Origin of the sequence: Companilactobacillus kimchii DSM 13961 = JCM 10707, assembly GCF_001435445.1 — a bacterium.
Lineage (GTDB): Bacteria > Bacillota > Bacilli > Lactobacillales > Lactobacillaceae > Companilactobacillus > Companilactobacillus kimchii.
Genome location: NZ_AZDH01000024.1, coordinates 1 through 14,751 on the forward strand (window position 1 = coordinate 1; position 14,751 = coordinate 14,751).

A 14,751-nucleotide genomic window follows, 5' to 3' on the forward strand; every position below is an offset into this window, starting at 1 on the left:
TAAAAAAAGTGCTCCTAAAGTTGTTAGATTATGTCTAACAATTTTAGGGCACTTCAGGGACTAATAAATGCCAAATCGTCTTTTTAATACTATATTTTATAAATATTTTAGAAGAAGATTTACAATAGATTTATGAAAATAGATAAAAAAGATATTCAAAGAGCAGAGATATTTAAAGTTTTGTCAGATCCCAATCGGTTACAAATGATTCGAATTCTATATCAAGCGCATCGTGAATTGACTTGTGGTGAAGTTGGTGAAAAATTGGATCTTAGCAAATCAACCGTTTCCTACCATTTTAAGAAACTACGTAAAGTTGGTTTGACTAATACTAGAAAAGAGGCACAAATAAAATATTTATCATTGAATATGGATACTTTCGAGAAATATTTGCCAGGTTTTTTAGCTGTGCTTTAAAATTTTGTATTATAGTTCGATAGTTATCGAACTAAGAAGGAGAGCCATATTATGCTAAAAGATAAAAAGTCTAATTTATTATTAACGATGATTGCCATTTTTATTGCTACGTTTATGACTTCAGTAGAAACGACCATTGTTACGACGGCTATGCCAACAATTATTAGTAAATTAAACGGCCTGTCAATGCAAAGCTGGGTATTTGCAATGTATCTGTTAACGACAGCGGTTAGTACTCCCATATATGGAAAATTGTCCGATCAGTTAGGCCGTAAACCAATATTTATTGTTGGATTGATGATTTTTTCTTTAGGGTCATTTCTTTGTGGAATTGCTCCTAATATTTACCTTTTGGTACTGTTCAGAGCTATTCAGGGAATCGGTGCTGGTGCAATTATGCCAATAACATTCACCATCATTGCAGATTTATACTCCTATGATAAACGTTCCAGTAAGTTGGCTTTAAATAATACAGCTTGGGGAATTTCAGCATTATTAGGTCCAATTATTGGCGGTTTCATTGTTGATAAACTTAATTGGCATTGGATTTTCTTCATTAACGTACCTTTAGGCTTGATAGTTTTGGTATTGATTCTGTTTGGACTAAGAAGTAAAAGGACTACAAAAACACATCAGCCAATAGATTATAAAGGAATTTTGAATTTATCACTGTCTTTAATTTCACTTTTGTTCCTATTCCAAATGTTGGGTAGTCAAAAGTTAAATATAATATATATCATAATTGTGGTACTGGTCTTTTTATTATCCTTAATAGCATTAATATACGTCGAGAAAAAGTCAGCTGACCCAATTGTTCCGTTGCAGCTTTTTACGAATCAATTATTCACAATTCAAATTCTGACTGCATTATTGCTAAGTGGGATTCAAATAAGTTTTCAAGTTTATTTTCCCATTTGGCTCCAATCAGTTTATCGAGTTACTGCTTCTGTTGCTGGTTTGGCAGTTACACCGAGTCCAGTAATGTGGTTGATTGCGTCATTCTTTGTGGGAAGCCTAGTTAAAAGAATTATTCCTAAGTTAATTACTATTCCAATTGTTATAGTGCAAATGCTATTTTATCTAACCTTAGTTTTTGCTAAAATTAATTTTCCGATGATTATGTTTTATGTAATTGCTGGTGTTACCGGTACAGGGTTAGGTATTGTAATTACAATGAATACACTAATTTCACAAGAAGTGGTTTCGGATACTGAAGTTGGAACAGCCTCATCAATGCTAACTTTGGGAAGAACGTTAGGACAAACTATCATGACAGGAGTATTTGGATTAGTATTTAACTTGTCTATTAATCAAGCGGTTGGCAAGCATGCAGAGGTGAGCTTGGAACAAGTTAATGGATTTATCAGTTCCAATCATGATTCAGCTAGCAACTTAATTCCTATCATGCAAAAAATTATTATTGAAGGTATGCATAATGTTTTCTTAGTTACAGTGATCTTATTTGGAGTCATCTTGGTGGTTAATTTGAAGGATAAAAATAGGAAGGTTGTTAAATAAATATTTATTTCTTTGAGCATTACCGATATTCATATTATATATATAAAATCCCTGCCATTAAGTGAAAAATAACGTATTAAAATCTTTCGTAAATCCTTGCTTAAGGACAAGAGATTATATTACAGTTAAATGACTGCTATATGAAAATTTAATTATCAGAGGAGTTATTAATGAAAACAGCAATCTTTTTTATATTAAACGAATACGCGGATTGGGAAGGTCCTTATTTGTCTAGTCAATTGAATCAAAATTCCGAATGGACAGTTAAGACGGCTTCATTTTCTGATGAGGTTACTTCTATCGGTGGGTTTAAAACTATAATTGATTATAAAATTGATGAATTGCCTGAAAAAATCGATTTGTTAATTTTGATTGGTGGTAACTCTTGGGATGTTAAGAATGAAACATTGAAAAAATTAATTTCTGACAGATTGAAAAATGGTCAACCGGTTGGTGCTATCTGTGGTGCTGTCGATTATTTAGCCGGCAATGGTCTATTGAGCGGTTATAAACATACTGGTAACTCTCAAGCAATTTGGAAAAATTATTCAGAATATAATAATCCTGATCAGTTCCTACCTCAACAAGTGGTTAGTGATAGGAATTTAGTAACTGCTAACGGTACTGCTGCTTTAGAATTTACTAAGGCGGTTTTAAAATTAATTCAATTTCTGCCTGACAAACAACTGAAGCCTTTGATTGAATTGTATGACAATGGATTCTATGAATACTGTAAAAAATATGGTAATCCATTTTAACAGCATATTTCGTGCGTAATTTACTGGAATTTAATAATATTAGAATATAAATATTATTAAGGAGGATTAACATTATGCATTGGTTATGGGTAATTATTGTCGGAGCTATCATTGGAGCACTTGCGGGTGCAATTACTAACAATGGAAAATCAATGGGATGGATCAGTAATATTCTTGCTGGTATCGTCGGTTCAGCTTTAGGTGAGGGAATCTTAGGCGCTTGGGGTCCACAACTTGCAGGAATGGCTATTATTCCTTCATTGATTGGAGCCATCATTTTAGTCTTAGTGGTATCATTCGTTATTAAAAAAATGTCGTGAGGTAAATAATTATGGATACTGTTAAATCAATTTTTAAATTCATGGCTGTTAGTACCTTAGTGGTCGGTGGTGTCCTTGTAGGTGGAACTATTTTAACTGCAAAGGGTATCGATAAAGCCGGAGATAATATTCAAGCAAAATTGCATGGATAAATAGAAGAGACGTTATCAATTTTCTGATTAATTGATAACGTCTCTTTTAATTTGTAGTCTCATTTCGTAAGGCAGTTAAAGTAGAAATTTGAAAATCAGCTAAAAGAACATGAATGTCATTGATGTTTTCTGTTTGACCACTAATCAGCCATTCACGCCAAATTGCATAAACACCTGCGCTCATGAATTTGACCCAGTATTTACGTTGCATGGCTGTGAATTGGCTCCAATCCATTGTTTGATCGTAGAATTCAGTCATATTCTTATCAAAAACATTTTGAATAATCGCTTCATAATGTTTATTAACAGCCATTTTTAAGGTGTCAGATATTTCTTCAAAAAGGTTTCCTAAGGCGGTTAATTTCTGATCCTGAGGGACTCTATTAATGATATTTTCAAAGCCGATATTTATTTTTGGCTCGATGTAAGCTATTAAAATATCGTCTAGAGTTTCAAAGTTCCGATAAAAAGCCATTCGACTTACACCAGCTCGTTTTACGACTTGAGTAATAGTGATATCGTTGAAATCTTTTGTTTTTAATAATTGTAACAATGCGGTGATGAGGTATTCTTGGGAATCCTGTTTGATTTTTTGTGAATGTTCGGTCGCTGCCATTACACTTTCTCCATTCTGTCACAGATGCTTCTGATTTGCTTGAGAAGCTGTTTTTTACATAGTAGGATACATTCATGAACGTTACAAGTAAAACGTCAGTTAAAATAAAATGGAGATATCAATTATGAAAAAACAATTAGTAGTCGTTACAGGTGGTAGTGGTTTTATTGCGGTACATATTATTTTGCAATTATTACAACAAGGATATGCGGTTAGAACAACGGTTCGTTCAGTTAAAAAGGAAGATGTTATTAAAGAAATGTTATGTAACGGTGGAATAAGAGATTTTTCTGATCTCTCATTCTCACAAGCTGATTTAACTTCTGATACGAATTGGGAAGAAACGATGCAAGGAGCAACTTATGTTATTCATGTAGCTTCACCAACGCCTAAATTGAACTTTAAAAATGAGGACGAGATGATTCGTCCAGCTGTAGATGGGGTTTTACGTGTTCTTAAAGCATCTAAAGATGCCAAAGTTAAACGAGTTGTTTTGACATCGGCTTATGGCGCTGTTTTTGCGGGGCACAAGAATCGGACAACACCGTATACTGAAAAAGATTGGTCAGATTTTTCTGCTAAAAATATACATCCATATCAAAAATCAAAAACGATGTCAGAAATGGCCGCTTGGGACTTTATCAAAAAGGAGGGTGACGGTTTGCAACTAGCCACTGTTAATCCAGTTGGTGTTATGGGACCGGTCTTGTCGGCTAAGTATTCCCACTCTAATGTTCAAATTCAAGAAATGTTAGAAGGAAAGATCAAGGCTTTACCCAAAGTTGATTCAGGATATATCGATGTTCGTGATGTCGCTAGCTTACATATTTTGGCAATGACTTCGCCTAAAGCTGATGGCGAAAGATTCTTAGCTACGACAGGTGAAACTTTATCAATGATGGATGTAGCTGACATTTTACGTGAAGCTTTTCCTGATTATGCAAGTAACATTCCAATTAGAACTATACCGAATGCAGTTGTAAAAGCCGCTGCTTTAACTAATCCCCAACTCAAAATGATCGCTTCTATTGTTGGTAAGTACGCTGGTACTAGCAATAAGAAGGCTAAGGAGTTGCTAGGTTGGAATCCTCGTTCTGCTAAAACGGCTATCATTGCTACAGCACAATCTATGATTGATCTTGGCATCGTCAGATAAAAAAATGGCTCTCAATTAAATTTGAGAGTCATTTTCGACTTTTAGAGGAGAAATATATTTTTTTGAGGATAACGATTGAACCTAAGAAAAAGGTAGTCGCTAGAACGGCCGTCAGTGGCAACATGTGGAACATACTAGTAGGTAAAACTAAGGCTAACAGTGGAAAAGCAAAGGCAGCCGGTAATTTAATTTTTAAAAGTTGTAATAATACGAAAACTAATGGTAAGGCGATGATAGCAGAGATTAACCAGGAGCTGATAAAAGTGTGAACTAAAACGCCAATACTGGCTGCACCGACTAAAGCAATGAAGTGTTTAATGGCCATCTTCCAACTATATTGAGGCTTCTGTAGGACTTCGAAGAAAACAACCATAACTGGTGGAATGGCAGCCATTTGTGAAAAGCCAAAGAACCAGACAGCACTAACCCAGATAAGTGCCATAATGGCAAAAATCAACATGTGATGTTTTTTGATGATTGAACTAGGAGTTGTTTCCTTGTAACTGCCTTGAAGGAAAACACCGACCGTCAAGACTAGTGTAAATAGTAGGATAGCGACGATGAATGACCAATGGGTAGCATTAATGATAATCGGCAATAGTCCAGTCGCAAATGATGGAGCCAAGTTTGAGTGAAGAACTCGTAACAAAACTAGCATCAAGAGAAGACCCAAGAGGACTTTTTGTGCATAACCGATAGCTAACTGATTGATTAGAAAACCAATGATGGCCGTTCCTGATGGAGCTAGGAAGATTTTCAATGGTTGATTGATCCAGCCACCGTTTTGATAAATCCACGTTCCAGCCGTTAATGCTCCAATCTCGGGTAAAATAATTTCCATATCATTAAGTAAAGTAGCACTGGCTACCATGATAATAATGAATGAAAATCCAATTAGATAATTTCTCTTCTCAATAGTACTTAAATGCATGTTTGTTTCGTCCTTCCGTAATGTAAATAGCTGATATCTTTTCAGCAAAACGAGACTAGTTTAACATACAATTATAATTATTGAAAATAAAATGTATATAATTTTGGAATATTAGAAGAGAACGACTTCACAAAAATAAAACTTTACATTCTGGATAATTGGCTAGTTTTAAATTTTAAAGCTATTAGAATGGGGGTCAAAGAAGTGAGTTACATATAGGAAATAGAAACTATGTCAATTCACTTGAAATTTGAAGGGAGTATTTATTATGGACGAATGTAAGGAGAAAAATTTAACTAGAACTTATGATATGGACGATATCGACGATTTACTGTGCGAACTGGATGACTCGAAGATCAGAATTAATGCTTTGATGGATTACAGTTTGAAAATTAAGCGCATTAATGATGATCAAGTCAACAAAAATATGGTGTCACATGAATATCAGCGACTGAGTCCGATTATTGAACTTTTGAATACTGAAATTTTTGAATCAATCGATAAATCTATTGATATTTTGGAATCTAACGTTAAAGAACAAAGTAAATAAAGATGAACTTAACCAAAAAAGTACATCTTGGCTGTCGTTTCAGTGGGGATGTTCTTTTTTTCGGATAAAATATGGTTATATTTATAATGAATAGCCGATTACTATTGACATTGCAGCGTTTTTTTTATAACATTTTATTGTTGTTTGATAGTTTTAATCATTAATGGGCATTCGCCAAATGGTAAGGCAGCGGACTCTGAATCCGCAATTTATTGGTTCGAACCCAATATGCCCAATATTGAGAGTTTCACAAAGTGTATAAGGTGCTATAAGCCTTGATAAATAAACGTTTTACGAATTACAGTTTTAAAAATTATCAATCAATTTCATAACTATATAGTCAAAATATAGTCAAAAAACAAATATACTATCGGGGCGTGTAGATCGTTAGTCATTGGACTAGCGGTCTTTTTTTGTACTTAGGGATATTATGAAAATAAAAAAATATAGTCAAAACGTTAAAATGAGTATCTAGGACGTGAAACAATTGCTTGTATCGCCTGAAATGTATAAGGTAGCTTTTATTTGTAGGACGAATTTACAATTGAAGTGCAACAAGTAAGAAAATAAAAATAGACTCCTAGCCTGAGTCCTGTAGAATGAAGTCACCATAACAATCATCTAAAGGAGTTCTTAGGCTATGAGTCCATATACACATCTTACCTTAAAAGACCGCGAATGCATACTGTTAGGTGTAACTTTACACCATACTTACCAGGTTATTGCCGATCAAATCGGTTGTTCCAAAGCCACTGTGTCACGAGAAATTAAACGCAACGGCGGTCGAGGTGCCTATTCTGCCGTAAAAGCCCAGCAGAACTATCAACAGCGCCGATTAAAGAGTCGTCGCCTCAGGGTACTGGAGAATTTAAAGCTACGCGACTTTGTCCTTCACTGCATTCTTCAACGGCAATGGTCACCCGAGCAAATCGCCGGTCGTTTATCTTTAGAGAACAGTAATTGGCATATCAGCTACAACACGATTTATCGCGGAATTGAACGAAATAATTTAGGCGTTAAACGTAAAAGTCATGGGGCTCGAGGATTCGCTCGAAAGTTACGACATCGTGGGAAAACTCGTAAGGTTAAAGGAACTGTCAACGAACAACGTGGCCGTTTTAATAATGTCCCATCAGTCCATGAACGACCAGTCTCATGTGAGAATCGGACTCGTTTTGGCCATTGGGAAGGCGATACCGTTCGCGGCAAGGTCGGGCGTTCGGGTTTAGTGTCACTGGTCGACCGTAAGTCACGATACCTTCTGTCTGAGCGTGTACCCAAAGTGAATGCCAAGAATGTCACCCAAGCGATGATCGACCTCCTGCATACAGTCACACCTAAACGCGTTCGTACGCTTACACCAGACCGAGGTACAGAGTTTGCGGGTTATCGTGAAGTCGGTAAAGAGCTTGGTATCTCAGTCTATTTTCCAGACCCGCACGCACCACAACAACGTGGAACCAACGAAAATACCAATGATCTCATCCGAGAGTATTTTCCCAAAGGAACTGACCTTGATGAACTGACCGATCAAGATATCGCGAAGTTTGTCAGGGATTTAAATAATCGACCCCGTAAGGTCTTAGGCTGGAAGACACCGTCTGAAGTTTTCTTCGGTAAAAAGTTACACTTGATTTGACAATTCGTCAGCAAAAAAGTGGGATAATTTGAATAGCCAATGCCATATTCTCTGGCCAGTTGGGCAGCTGATTCGCCTTGCTTATATAGGTTGATAATGTTTTGTTTGAATTCTTTGTCGTAACGAGTTGGCATGTAAAAATTCCTTCCTTTTGAGAGACGATTTATTCATTAACCCTTTCTTAAAAGTTGTCTCAGGAATCAGCTTACATCCAAAATCTTATGTCACTCGAATATGGGACAATGTCTCCAAAATTATTAAGCAGTTTGTAAGTCATTATAGTTAGCCCTGCAATTAATACAATTGCACAGCAAAAACAATTAACAATATTTTTTTGCAAGAATCTGTTTGAGATTTTTTTAATTGCTCTAGGAATAAATACTGGAGCAAAAATCAAAAAGTAATCTGCTATTCTTATCAGCATTTGAGAGTTCATACCAATAATATAAAATAAAGAACCTAACACTGTAGCAAAAAATGTAAATGAATATATTTTGCTGCTGAAGGCATCAGTCATAAAAAATGCAGTTCCAGCAATTAGGATAAAGAAAAGCCCAAGGATTAATGCACCACCTCCAGCGGCTAAAGATCCGGATTCCACCGTGGAGATATATATCTTGTAATGGCTGAATATTTCTGCAAATAGCTGCAATATTATATTAACATTAGCAAGCATGATAGAAAGTGCGATCATGCTAACGACAAGTGATTTTTTGTCTTTCTTAATCTTTATTAAAGCAAAATTCAGTAAGGCTATTAATGCCGTACTGTGAATGCCAACGGCTAATAGGAAAAATGTAAGAGCTTTTAAATATTTTCTTTCTATAAAAAAGCACGTTGCAAACATTGCAATTGAAACAGCAAGCATTTGTCTTTGAATGTTGAAGCTTTCAAAATAAAAGTAAAAAGAAATGTATATAAAAACTGCTATAAAGCTTTCAAAAAAATCGCTTTTTAATTTTTGCAACGACAAAATGAAAAACAGCACCGTCAAAAATGATAAAGCAAGCAAAAAAACATGATAATTACCATTTGTTAAATTCCAGATGGTCTTGCTCAAAAAGTTGTATGCAGCAACCCCATTCCCGTTAAAGGAAGTATCCTGGCTTAAGAAAATGCCTACATATTGTCTAGTATCAGTGCCAATCCAATAATGGTCCCCTGTCAATAAAATAGACAATTTAAATAGAGACTTTTTTGTCCTATGCCACGACTAAATTTTGAATTTGAGTTTGATACTCATCTTCAAGTTGCTTTGGTGATTTGAATCCACAGTGACTGTGAATTCTAACTGTGTTGTAAAACGTTTCAATGTACTGAAAAACTAGTCGTTTAGCTTCGGAGTATGAATGGATTTTAAACCGATTTATCCATTCACGCTTAATCAAGGCATGAAACGACTCAATGCAGGCATTATCCCAAGGATAAGCTTTCTTTGAATAGCTTAATGTCATGTTAGCTGTAACTTGATTGTAAGCTTCAGACGTAAACTGACTACCACGATCACTGTGCATGATTAATGGCTTGCTAATATGGCGACTGTGCTTAGTCTTTTCAATAAGTGGGATGACATTCGATACCTCCAAAGTTTCAGATAAGTCCCAACCGATGATCCGTCGGGAGTACAAGTCCATAATACTGGTTAAATAAACGAATCCGTCATGAACTGGAATATAAGTGGTGTCAATGCACCAAACGGCGTTTGGTCGCAATGGATTGAACTGCTCGTCTAAAATATTTATTAGCTGTTTATCAAACTTAGAATTGCGAGTGGTAGTCGTCCAAGGGGTTAGGTAAACGGCGTGAATGCCAAGTTCACGCATATACTTACCAACAGTTCGTTCAGCGATCTTATATCCTTTTGAGCGAAGTTCTTGGGTGATTTTGCCGGCACCGTAAATACAAAGGCTTTTGAGCCAAATTGCTTTAATTTCACCTTGAATAAACTTCTTCCGAAGCTTTCGCGGTGATTGGTGATTATGACGCTTTTCTCGTTGATAGTAACCACTTCTTGAGATTCCAACATAATCACACATACCCTTGATGGAAGGGTGGGATTCCAAAGCGTGCTGAACGTCCATTTCTTGGTATACCTTTTCGGTAGTTACTTGCTCAGAATCCCGATTGATTTTTTTAACACTTCGATCGCTCCTTCAGCGTCACGAAGTTGACGCTTTAGTCGTGCAATCTCCTTGTCCTTATCGCTGGCAAAATTACCAGAGGCACGGCCAAACTCCCCAGTCTCAGTAAACAGCTTAATCCATTTATGTAATGTACTAGCCCCAATACCTAGATTCTTACTTATTTCATTCATGGTCATGTGATCCTTGTTATCTAAGTAATACTGAACGGCCTGTTCCTTAAATTCCTTGTCATAACTGTGCTTCGTCATTATTTGATCCTCTAATTTACTTCCTTAATTATACTAAATCAGAGTCTCTATTTAACCTGTACACTTTTTATTCTAGGCCCAGATACATTGTTAGGAATCAATAAAAGCATCATCATCACTTAGAAAATGTTAACTGCCCTTGGAACTTTGACAGCACGCTTGATGGATATGGTAGTTCTTTTTAGTTAGTCATTCTATGGTAAGATGATCATCGATTTTTAATAACTTAATTTACAATCTACCGTATAACATAAATTTCTTCTAAAGAATAATACTTCTCTAAATACTCTTGAAATAAGTGCAAAATCCTGCTTTTCCAGGATTGATATCAACAAATTAATTCAAAATAAACTGTTCAATTTAAGTATACCCTAATGGTCTTTTTTATTTCTGTGCTATACTAGGAATTACAAGTGTTCATTAGAACTGTCCAAAAGGAGAATTGGAAATGGCTAAAATCGGTTATGCGCGTGTGAGTTCCAAGGAGCAACATTTAGATCGACAGTTAGCGGCTTTAAAAGACGTTGATAAATTATTTACGGATAAATTAAGTGGGGCTAACACTAATCGGCCAGAACTGCAAAAAATGCTGGCCTATATTCGTGAGGGTGATATTGTAATGGTCACTGAATTAGATCGCTTAGGCAGAAACAACCATGATTTGACTAAGATCATGAACTCCATTCAAAATAAGGGTGCCACCCTAGATGTGTTGAATTTACCGTCCATGACAGGGATTGCTGACCCCAATTTACGTCAACTCATGACCAACCTCATTATTGAACTTTATAAATACCAAGCTGAAAGTGAACGTAAGCGGATCATTGAGCGTCAGCAACAAGGGATTTCCCTAGCCAAACAGCAGGGGAAATATCATGGGCGCAAACCCCAATACACCCAAGATGATCCCCGCTTGCAACATGCTTTTAAGCTTTATCGAGCAGGCATGAGTGACATTGATGTGTCGCGAAATACAGGTATTAAACGGACGACCTTTATTCGATACTGTGTGAAATACGGTATTAAAAGAAAATAGGGCCCCCCCTTTTGGTTAGCACATGTTAACTGAAAGGGTCCCTATTTTCTTTCCTCAATTGTCAAGTTAAGTGCAACACTAATGGCCTATTCTTATAATTGGTCTAGAAAGTTAAACCAGTTGTGGCATAACATCCGCTGGACAACTATAGCTTAAGCAGCGGCGGGGACGGTGATTCAGCGTGTCTTGAACCAACTGCAGATCCACTAATGAGAGGTTTTTAAAGGAATGCCCCTTTGGGAATAACTCTCTTAATTGACCATTCACATTCTCATTAGTGCCCCGTTCCCAGGGAGAATATGGATGGGCAAAGTAGATTCCCGTTCCTTGAACCTGATTTAAACTAGCGAATTCCGAGCCGTTGTCAAACGTGATCGTCCGAAAGTTTTCTGCACCGTAATCATCAATCGTATCTTGGAGGGCTTGCCGGCAAGTCTCTGCCCGGTAATCAGGCAATTTAACGATAATTTCCATCCGGCTAACTCGCTCGGTTAACGTCATTAAAGCTGGTTCGGACTCAACCCGTTTGGCTTTCACTAAGTCGCCTTCCCAATGGCCCAACTCCTGACGTTTCCGAACCACTGCGGGCCGGTCTTCAATGGACTGTCCAAGCCGTTTTTTATTCAGGCGGGCATGTCGGTGATTCGGGCGTTTAGCGCGGCGACGTAGCTTCATGGGTAAATCATAGTTGTGAAGCTCCGGGAGCTTGCCAGCCTCGATATACCGATAGACCGTAGCCGTTGATGGGCAGGGAAAGCCCGGGTAATGAGCTTTAAAATAGTGGACATACGTATCGACACTGAAAACTCGTGGCTTAGCTTTTAAAGCTTTCGGCAGGGACTTGAAGAACACGGCAGCCCGCTGCAGTAAACCTTTGGGGTGACACTTGGCCCGCTGTTCTCGATAGTAAGCCGCCCCGCGCTCGGCAAAGTAGCCCTGATATGACCGATGTTTCTGGGAATCAATCTGGGTGGTTAACCCGCGTTTTAATTCGCGAGAAATGGTGCTGGGACTCCGGTGAAGCCGGCTGGCGATCTGACGAACGCCAAATCCTAATCGAGTCAGGGACTCAATTTGACCGCGTTCAAAAGATTGGAGTTGTTGGTAATGCTTAGGCATGATATTCTTAGTTTGGGTCATGAAGACACCTATCCTTATCTGTTGATTTTGTCGTTAATAATAAGAATAGGCCTTCATGGCCTTTTAAGCTAGTCTAATTGGTCTAGTTATCAAGTGTTGCACTTAACTTGACAATTGAGGAAATTTATTGACAGGTAATGACGCTAAACTTTCATTGCACATAAAAATGGGGCAATTCATCACGTCCTTAAAAGAACGTGTTTCCTTGCCTTATCTCAAAAAATACAATTTCGGTACTATTCCTAAAAAAGTATAAAATCTTCTCCTGACTATCATGATAGTCACCAGTCGACTTTTTTCATTTTACTTCATTTGCAATAATTTTCTCATTTGTTACACTGGTTGTCACTGCAAATAGGAGGTACAAATGGATTCTGACAAAACGACTAAGATTGGATTATTTCAACTTGTAATGTTAACGCTTGGTTCCTTAATTGGATCAGGCTGGCTTTTCGGTTCTTGGGAAGCCTCGAAAATAGCAGGCCCCGCTGCTATTATTTCATGGGTCATCGGGGGTGCGGTCATTGCCGCAATTGCTTACGATTATGTTGAACTTGGCGCAATGTTTCCGGAAGCCGGCGGGATGAGCCGATACGCACAATATTCCCACGGACCGCTTCTGGGATTTATTTCTTCATGGGCCAATTGGATTTCGTTAATTACGTTAATTCCAATAGAGGCTGTTGCTGCCGTTCAATATATGAGTTCATGGCCGTGGTCGTGGGCAAACTGGACCCATCAGTTCTTGAAAAATGGCACCATTACCACAGCAGGATTAATGGTGGTTTTCTTATTCATGTTGGTTTTCACTCTTTTGAACTTCTGGTCAGTTAAAATTCTAACCAGTTTTACCAGTTTAATCTCAGTTTTTAAGATCGGGGTACCAACGCTAACCATTATTATGCTGACAATTGCCAGTTTTCATCCCGAAAACTATGGCCATTCACTCCACGAATTTATGCCATACGGGTCAGCACCGATTTTTGCGGCTACTTCATCAGCCGGTATTATTTTCTCGTTCAATGCCTTTCAAACGGTTATTAATATGGGAAGTGAAATCGAAAACCCAAATAAAAATATCGGTCATGGCATTTTTATTTCACTTTTGATTAGTGGGATTATCTACATTGTCCTTCAAAGTGTCTTTATAACGGCAATTAAGCCATCCGCGGTTGCAGCACACGGATGGAGTGGTATTAACTTCAATTCCCCATTTGCCGACTTGGCAATTATGTTGGGAATCCGCTGGTTATCCGTTCTGCTTTACATGGATGCCTTTGTTTCACCCGTCGGAACCGGTGTCTCGTTTGCCGCATCAACTGGCCGAGCACTTTACGCGATGGAAAGTAACCAGCATATTCCGAGTTTCGTAGGTAAGATCAATCAAAAATATGGGATTCCCCGTGTTGCGATGATTGTTAACCTGGTTCTAAGTATGCTGATGGTTTCTGTATTTAGATCATGGGCAACCTTGGCAACGGTTATCTGTACGTCAACCTTAATTGCGTACTTAACCGGGCCGGTAACAGCGGTTGCCTTTCGAAAATTGGCACCAGATTTTAAACGTCCTGTTAAGTTAAAGCATTTAAATTGGATGGCACCACTTTCGTTTGTCTTGGCTTCACTTGCCGTATATTGGGCAATGTGGCCAACAACCGTTGAAGTTATTTTGGTTATTTTACTAGGATTACCATTCTACTTTTATTACGAGTACCGAGCTGGTTATGTGAATACCCGGAAAGCATTTTGGTCAAGTATGTGGATGATTTTTTATCTCATTTTCATTTCAATCATGTCCTACATTGGCAGTCACCAATTTAACGGTATCAATTGGATCCCATATCCTTGGGACTTTGTCGTGATTATTATTGCATCCCTTGGTTTTTATTATTGGGGAATCAAGAGTGCTCACGTCTTCCCGGACTTTTATCAGGCCAAGGAACTAAATGATACGGTAAAAGAATAGTCAGTATAATTTATAGCAACAATTCATTTTTGAGCCTATAACCAAAAAGCGTCAAATTGTCTATCTTCAGATCTTTCTGAACAGACAATTTGACGCTTTTTAAATAAGGCAGATTGTAAAATTTAAGTTGAACATTTAAGTGGACAGAAAAACCCATCAA

The 14,751-nt window shown here is 37.5% G+C and carries 16 protein-coding genes and 1 tRNA gene; 11 read left to right on the forward strand and 6 right to left on the reverse strand.

The features are described 5' to 3' along the window. Nucleotides 1-132: 132 nt before the first annotated feature. From FC97_RS10720 to FC97_RS13540, 5 genes are all read left to right on the forward strand, one after another. Nucleotides 133-417: an ArsR/SmtB family transcription factor gene (locus FC97_RS10720; RefSeq protein ID WP_054644015.1), complete on the forward strand. Its 285-nt coding sequence runs from the start codon at nt 133-135 to the stop codon at nt 415-417. A 51-nt stretch (nt 418-468) separates the two neighbouring features. Continuing rightward, nucleotides 469-1,935 (forward strand): MFS transporter, encoded by a 1,467-nt coding sequence (locus FC97_RS10725; RefSeq protein WP_054644014.1) that lies wholly within the window; start codon nt 469-471, stop codon nt 1,933-1,935. A 170-nt stretch (nt 1,936-2,105) separates the two neighbouring features. Continuing rightward, complete coding sequence (locus FC97_RS10730) at nt 2,106-2,693, forward strand: type 1 glutamine amidotransferase family protein (RefSeq protein ID WP_054644013.1); 588 nt, start codon at nt 2,106-2,108, stop codon at nt 2,691-2,693. A gap of 74 nt (nt 2,694-2,767) precedes the next feature. Further along, complete coding sequence (locus FC97_RS10735; RefSeq protein WP_054644012.1) at nt 2,768-3,013, forward strand: GlsB/YeaQ/YmgE family stress response membrane protein; 246 nt, start codon at nt 2,768-2,770, stop codon at nt 3,011-3,013. 11 nt (nt 3,014-3,024) lie between these two features. Next, complete coding sequence (locus FC97_RS13540; protein WP_087882356.1) at nt 3,025-3,165, forward strand: hypothetical protein; 141 nt, start codon at nt 3,025-3,027, stop codon at nt 3,163-3,165. Nucleotides 3,166-3,211: 46 nt separating this feature from the next. Here the strand turns inward: FC97_RS13540 and FC97_RS10740 are convergent, their stop codons facing one another. After that, nucleotides 3,212-3,781 (reverse strand): TetR/AcrR family transcriptional regulator, encoded by a 570-nt coding sequence (locus FC97_RS10740; protein ID WP_054644011.1) that lies wholly within the window; start codon nt 3,779-3,781, stop codon nt 3,212-3,214. A 124-nt stretch (nt 3,782-3,905) separates the two neighbouring features. Here FC97_RS10740 and FC97_RS10745 point away from each other — a divergent pair, with 124 nt between their 5' ends. Continuing rightward, on the forward strand, nt 3,906-4,937 hold the full coding sequence (locus FC97_RS10745; RefSeq protein WP_054644010.1) for an SDR family oxidoreductase: 1,032 nt from the start codon (nt 3,906-3,908) through the stop codon (nt 4,935-4,937). Between the two features lie 28 nt (nt 4,938-4,965). On the opposite strand, the gene FC97_RS10750 is transcribed toward FC97_RS10745, so the two are convergent. Then, the gene (locus tag FC97_RS10750) at nt 4,966-5,868 is read right to left on the reverse strand and encodes a hypothetical protein (protein WP_054644009.1); all 903 of its coding nucleotides are present in this window, start codon (nt 5,866-5,868) and stop codon (nt 4,966-4,968) included. Nucleotides 5,869-6,136: 268 nt separating this feature from the next. On the opposite strand from FC97_RS10750, the gene FC97_RS10755 reads away from it, so the two are divergent. The 3 genes from FC97_RS10755 (at nt 6,137) to FC97_RS10765 (ending at nt 8,057) form a co-directional block, all read left to right on the forward strand. Next, nucleotides 6,137-6,418, forward strand: a complete 282-nt coding sequence (locus FC97_RS10755; RefSeq protein ID WP_054644008.1) for a hypothetical protein — start codon at nt 6,137-6,139, stop codon at nt 6,416-6,418. A 164-nt stretch (nt 6,419-6,582) separates the two neighbouring features. After that, nucleotides 6,583-6,654, forward strand: a tRNA-Gln gene (locus FC97_RS10760). Nucleotides 6,655-7,058: 404 nt separating this feature from the next. Next, a complete protein-coding gene (locus FC97_RS10765; protein ID WP_054644007.1) occupies nt 7,059-8,057 on the forward strand; it encodes an IS30 family transposase in 999 nt (332 codons plus the stop codon). Between the two features lie 205 nt (nt 8,058-8,262). On the opposite strand, the gene FC97_RS10770 is transcribed toward FC97_RS10765, so the two are convergent. From FC97_RS10770 to FC97_RS10780, 3 genes are read right to left on the reverse strand one after another with little or no spacing between them, the layout of a single operon-like run. Continuing rightward, complete coding sequence (locus FC97_RS10770) at nt 8,263-9,237, reverse strand: EpsG family protein (RefSeq protein WP_056968222.1); 975 nt, start codon at nt 9,235-9,237, stop codon at nt 8,263-8,265. 22 nt (nt 9,238-9,259) lie between these two features. Next, complete coding sequence (locus tag FC97_RS10775) at nt 9,260-10,138, reverse strand: IS3 family transposase (RefSeq protein ID WP_054644005.1); 879 nt, start codon at nt 10,136-10,138, stop codon at nt 9,260-9,262. Between the two features lie 23 nt (nt 10,139-10,161). Further along, nucleotides 10,162-10,449, reverse strand: coding sequence for a transposase (locus FC97_RS10780; protein WP_054644004.1), 288 nt, complete (start codon nt 10,447-10,449; stop codon nt 10,162-10,164). Between the two features lie 448 nt (nt 10,450-10,897). Between FC97_RS10780 and FC97_RS10785 the strand changes: the two genes are divergently transcribed. Further along, a complete protein-coding gene (locus FC97_RS10785; RefSeq protein WP_054644003.1) occupies nt 10,898-11,485 on the forward strand; it encodes a recombinase family protein in 588 nt (195 codons plus the stop codon). Between the two features lie 111 nt (nt 11,486-11,596). Here the strand turns inward: FC97_RS10785 and FC97_RS10790 are convergent, their stop codons facing one another. Further along, entirely contained in the window at nt 11,597-12,625 is a 1,029-nt protein-coding gene (locus FC97_RS10790; RefSeq protein WP_015474672.1) for an IS30 family transposase, read from the reverse strand. 367 nt (nt 12,626-12,992) lie between these two features. On the opposite strand from FC97_RS10790, the gene FC97_RS10795 reads away from it, so the two are divergent. Then, a complete protein-coding gene (locus FC97_RS10795) occupies nt 12,993-14,591 on the forward strand; it encodes an APC family permease (RefSeq protein WP_056968224.1) in 1,599 nt (532 codons plus the stop codon). The last annotated feature ends 160 nt before the right edge of the window (nt 14,592-14,751 follow it).

Excerpts from the sequence above, each read along its gene's own strand:
- FC97_RS10725 (WP_054644014.1), top strand. The coding sequence starts at position 469 with ATGCTAAAAGATAAAAAGTCTAATTTATTATTAACGATGATTGCCATT.
- FC97_RS10745 (WP_054644010.1), top strand. The coding sequence starts at position 3,906 with ATGAAAAAACAATTAGTAGTCGTTACAGGTGGTAGTGGTTTTATTGCG.
- FC97_RS10750 (WP_054644009.1), bottom strand. The coding sequence starts at position 5,868 with ATGCATTTAAGTACTATTGAGAAGAGAAATTATCTAATTGGATTTTCA.
- FC97_RS10765 (WP_054644007.1), top strand. The coding sequence starts at position 7,059 with ATGAGTCCATATACACATCTTACCTTAAAAGACCGCGAATGCATACTG.
- FC97_RS10790 (WP_015474672.1), bottom strand. The coding sequence starts at position 12,625 with ATGACCCAAACTAAGAATATCATGCCTAAGCATTACCAACAACTCCAA.
- FC97_RS10775 (WP_054644005.1), bottom strand. The coding sequence starts at position 10,138 with ATGGACGTTCAGCACGCTTTGGAATCCCACCCTTCCATCAAGGGTATG.
- FC97_RS10730 (WP_054644013.1), top strand. The coding sequence starts at position 2,106 with ATGAAAACAGCAATCTTTTTTATATTAAACGAATACGCGGATTGGGAA.
- FC97_RS13540 (WP_087882356.1), top strand. The coding sequence starts at position 3,025 with ATGGATACTGTTAAATCAATTTTTAAATTCATGGCTGTTAGTACCTTA.
- FC97_RS10785 (WP_054644003.1), top strand. The coding sequence starts at position 10,898 with ATGGCTAAAATCGGTTATGCGCGTGTGAGTTCCAAGGAGCAACATTTA.
- FC97_RS10740 (WP_054644011.1), bottom strand. The coding sequence starts at position 3,781 with ATGGCAGCGACCGAACATTCACAAAAAATCAAACAGGATTCCCAAGAA.
- FC97_RS10735 (WP_054644012.1), top strand. The coding sequence starts at position 2,768 with ATGCATTGGTTATGGGTAATTATTGTCGGAGCTATCATTGGAGCACTT.
- FC97_RS10795 (WP_056968224.1), top strand. The coding sequence starts at position 12,993 with ATGGATTCTGACAAAACGACTAAGATTGGATTATTTCAACTTGTAATG.
- FC97_RS10720 (WP_054644015.1), top strand. The coding sequence starts at position 133 with ATGAAAATAGATAAAAAAGATATTCAAAGAGCAGAGATATTTAAAGTT.
- FC97_RS10780 (WP_054644004.1), bottom strand. The coding sequence starts at position 10,449 with ATGACGAAGCACAGTTATGACAAGGAATTTAAGGAACAGGCCGTTCAG.
- FC97_RS10755 (WP_054644008.1), top strand. The coding sequence starts at position 6,137 with ATGGACGAATGTAAGGAGAAAAATTTAACTAGAACTTATGATATGGAC.